At 58.3% G+C, this 4,037-nt stretch carries 3 protein-coding genes, 1 tRNA gene and 1 riboswitch; all 4 genes read right to left on the bottom strand.

The window, feature by feature from the left end:
* Positions 1-22: 22 nt before the first annotated feature.
* Complete coding sequence (locus ACIREA_RS27935) at positions 23-457, bottom strand: hypothetical protein (protein ID WP_397385604.1); 435 nt, start codon at positions 455-457, stop codon at positions 23-25.
* Between the two features lie 269 nt (positions 458-726).
* A tRNA-Val gene (locus tag ACIREA_RS27940) sits at positions 727-801 on the bottom strand.
* A gap of 139 nt (positions 802-940) precedes the next feature.
* Complete coding sequence (locus ACIREA_RS27945) at positions 941-1,717, bottom strand: helix-turn-helix domain-containing protein (protein ID WP_397385605.1); 777 nt, start codon at positions 1,715-1,717, stop codon at positions 941-943.
* A 22-nt stretch (positions 1,718-1,739) separates the two neighbouring features.
* On the bottom strand, positions 1,740-3,617 hold the full coding sequence (locus tag ACIREA_RS27950; RefSeq protein WP_397385606.1) for a TonB-dependent receptor plug domain-containing protein: 1,878 nt from the start codon (positions 3,615-3,617) through the stop codon (positions 1,740-1,742).
* A 55-nt stretch (positions 3,618-3,672) separates the two neighbouring features.
* Positions 3,673-3,897, bottom strand: a riboswitch (cobalamin riboswitch).
* Positions 3,898-4,037: the final 140 nt, after the last annotated feature.

The following is a 4,037-nucleotide window of genomic DNA, read 5'->3' on the forward strand; positions in this document are numbered from 1 at the left end:
TGAGGCTGGCGCATAGACGCGTTCATGGCTTTTTGTAGGAAGCCGGTCGCTGCTGGAGCTTAACGGTTGCGGCTTGGAGTTTGGCACGCAAGTCTGAATCTTTAGGTTCTACCAAATCGAAACAAGTAGCTTCAAACCACAACGACATGATGGTTTTTGCTCCATCGACTATGTATGGGATGTTAACTATCTTTTTGCGGAGACGTAATCCCTTGGAACCTCTCACGCTCGCCTTCTGTTGAACCCATCGAATCACAGTCCTTCCCACTACGTAGTAGTCAGAGTGAACTACGTTATTTCTGAATTCTTCGGCGGCTTTGAGATAATTGCATGCGACACCACAAAGTTCTTCCTTTGTGGAATTAGCGCTCTTTCGGTGCAGTGCGGCAAAAAGGTCCACCTTCTGCCCAAAGCTCATAGCCGCACCGAGAATGCGCTGCTCTTCTTCGCGTCTCATGCCCAGCAATCTTCCAAGCTGTTCAGTTAGCGCTAATTCTGTTCGCTGAAACGCTACAACCACCGCACCAATTGCTCGGAAAAGATTGTCTTGGTCTTCTAATCCAGATCGCACAATGGGGAAATTTTAATAAACTTGAATTGCTCGTTTTAGAAAAAACAGTATCGCGCCGGCCTAGTTCCTCGAACTGACCCCGCAGAATTAGCCGCTACAGAGCGCTTGGGCTAATCACTTAATGCAGCGAATCGCGGAGTGGCGAGCTGTTAAGATGGTGCGCGATGCAGGGTTCGAACCTGCGACCCTTGCCGTGTGAAGGCAATGCTCTACCACTGAGCTAATCGCGCGAAAATCGTGGGGCGGAGTCTTTAAGCGGGCTTCGGCATTGGAGCAACCAGAAATTGCATGGCTGAAGAGCGATCATTCTGATCCATCCGTCCTTCGGCTCTCCCACCGCCCCGAACCGGGGATCTAGATGGTCCCCGCCTACACCCGTCGCAGCCGGAACTGCTGCAGGTATTTGAGCGGGGTCATGCCCATATGGCGGTGGAAGTGGTGGGTGAGGGCGCTTTGATCGCAGAAACCCAGATCGCGGGCGACATCTGAGATATTGGCCCCTTCGCGTTGCAGGGCTTCGCAGGCGGCCTGGATGCGCAGCTTCATGATGAAGGCCTGTGGGCTGGCACCAAAGGTCTCCACAAATTTGCGGTGCAGCTGGCGCGGCGAAAGGTGGACGATCTGCGCGAGCTCCGTGATGGAGACGCCGGTGCGGAAGTGGTCGCGGATGTAGGCGAGGGCGCGGTCGATCTGCAGGTAGGGCTGCAGCATCTGCTTTTTGCCCTCAAAGCTCTGCACGGTGCCCATGATGCCGATGACGCGGCCTTTGGCATCGGTCAGCGGCAGCTTGTTGGTGACGAACCAGTCCGGCAGGCCCTGATCAGTGAAGAACAGCTCCACGATGTTGAGCTGCGCCTTGCCAGTACGCAGCACTTCCTCGTCATCCCGCCGGAAGTTTTCCGCGAGGCGGGCAGGGAAGAGGTCGAAGTCGTTTTTGCCGACGATGCCGGCTTCTTCGGTGATGCCGAAGCGGTCCATGAACCGGCGGCTCGCGCACATGAACCGGAAGTCGCTGTCCTTCGCAAAGAAGGCCAGGTCCGGCAGGTGGTCGAACAGCCGGTAAAAAGGACTGTCCGCACTGACACGACGGATGAAACGTTCGCGCAGTGCGGCAGGAGATTCGGGGCGTGGCGGTGGGCTGCTCACGCCCCAGTGTCAACCATGTGGATCAAAAGCGCAAACGCAGCCCGGCATAGGCGCCGGTGCCCATGATGGGGAAGCCGTAGTTTTCCTGAAACTTTTGACCGAGCAGATTTTCCACTCGGGCAAACAGATCAAGGTGATCGTTCACGCGCCAGTTGGCCGAGAGCCGTACGTTGACATAGTCCTCCAGGTCGCTCTGGCCTGTGGGGGTAAAGTCCTCGCGGTCGGCCACATAGAGGGCACTGAGATTGAACGTCACATCCTTCACCGGTTGGAAACGGATGCCGCCAGAGACGGAATGGCGCGGACGCCGCACCAGACGGGCGGCGTTCGTATTGTCATTGGCCTCCAGATACGTGTAGCTCAGGTTCACGCCAAACATCGTGCAGGGATTCCAGTCCAGGCCGCTCTCCAGGCCCTGCGTGGTGGCGGAGCCGACAGCCACGGGAATGTAGAGCGGCGGCAGGTACTGGTAGGTGTTGCGCAGGTCATTGTGAAAGTAGGTGGCGCGCAATGACAGCTTGTTCTGGAACAGCGGCTGGGTGATGCCGAACTCATAGCTGCGGCTGCGCTCCGGAGTGAGCAGGTCGGGGTTGCCGCCAAAGACAGGCGTCAGGTCCTGCGGCGTGGGCGGGGTGTAGGCCGTGCCGTAGTTGGCATGCAGGACGGTATGCACCACCGGCACCAGGTAGCTGATGCCACTGCGCCAGGTGAAGGCGTTGCTGAAGTCAGAGTACTCGTCGTAGCGCACACCGCCGATGAGGTTGAAGCCCTTGAAGAGCTCCGCCTGCGATTGCAGGAACAGCGCATAGTTTGTCTGCGACTGCGAGATGTCCAGCATGCTCGCGGTGTCATTGTAGCGGCTGATCTTTTGATCTTGAAACCACGCCCCTGCGGTAAGCGTCCATTTGTCCGTCACCTTCACGATGCTTTTGTACTCCAGGAAGTCAGTGCGTGAACTGGTGCGGTTGTTAGGACTTAAGAAGCCGCCCATGCCGGTGGCCGTCTGTCGGAACTGACTGTGCGAAAAGGTCAGCGACTGCGTCCAGCGGTCGTTGGTATTCCACACCAGCCGAGGCGAAATGCTCCAGAATTCAGAGAGCACCTGGGCATCTGGATCCACGGCATAGAAGGGCCCGGGCGTGCCGGACTGCGCGTTGTAGTAGCGCGTGTCGAGATCAAAGCGCAGGCTGTCGGCAAGCTGGTAGCCCACCTTGCCGGCGAGGCTGGTCTGCCTGAACTGGCCGTTCTGGCGCTGCCCGTCGATGTCTGTGCGGCTGGCTTCAAAGCCCCAGTCCAGCTTGCCGATGGCACCGATGGAGCTGACGCCTTCGCGGAAGGTGCCGTAGCTGCCGGTTTCAAAGAAAGCCGTGGTCTTCGGTTTTTCCAAACCTTTGCCACTGCGGGTGATGATGTTGATCACCCCGCCCATGGTGCGTCCCCCATAGAGACTGGCAGCGGGACCGCGCAGCACTTCGATGCGCTCCACATTGTCCAGCGTCATGGTTTCGAGGTTGAATGAACCAGCGAGGTTTGCTGGAAGTGGCCTGCCATCAATCATCACTGCGGTGTCCTTCGTGGTCGTGCCACGCGTCAGCACGGTGGCCACATTGCCGGGGACACCGTTGGTGGCGATGGTCACGCCGGGGACATTGCGCAGGGCATCAATGGCAAAGCGGTACTGCTGCTCTTCGATCTTCTTCCGGTCGATGACCGTGACGCTGCTGGCGGTGCGCCAGGATTCCGTTTCAGACATCGTCGCGGTGATGACGACTTCAGGGATGTCTTGTGTCTTCTGCTGTTTCTTCGCGGGCGTCTGGGCCACGCTGATTTGAATGGCGGCTAGGAGCGCCGCCGTGATCGCTGCGCAGAGGCGGCGACCAGAGTGTTTCTGGAGGTACATGTCGTTGGGGTGTTCATTGGTTCGATGAAATCATCCGCGCACCGCCACATGGCGGGGCGGATGATGTGTTCGCAGCGAGATGTTCGGACTCCGGGTTTGCGCGATGTTTGACCACCGCTCCTCGCCTCCGCCTTCACCAAGGATTGCTCCCGATTGGCTGTGCTCCATGTCCGCAGACATGAATGGAGGGTCGTTACCCGATACCGCAGCGCCACTGTGGCCGGTTCTCACGGCCTTCCCTGCATCTGCGAACGGCTGCACGGCGCTTGCACGCCATGCAGATAAAGAAAACGGGGAGCACCACGAGGATGCCCGCCGCCATGGATTGTCATAGGCTCCGAGCTTAACCGGGGCAACCGGAAACTCAGCCTTGCAGAAACCCGCATCACCACTCATGCAAAGCGCACCCATGAAACGCAT

The sequence above is a fragment of the Prosthecobacter sp. genome, assembly GCF_044373815.1.
Lineage (GTDB): Bacteria > Verrucomicrobiota > Verrucomicrobiia > Verrucomicrobiales > Verrucomicrobiaceae > Prosthecobacter.

Excerpts from the sequence above, each read along its gene's own strand:
- ACIREA_RS27935 (WP_397385604.1), bottom strand. The coding sequence starts at position 457 with ATGAGACGCGAAGAAGAGCAGCGCATTCTCGGTGCGGCTATGAGCTTT.
- ACIREA_RS27950 (WP_397385606.1), bottom strand. The coding sequence starts at position 3,617 with ATGTACCTCCAGAAACACTCTGGTCGCCGCCTCTGCGCAGCGATCACG.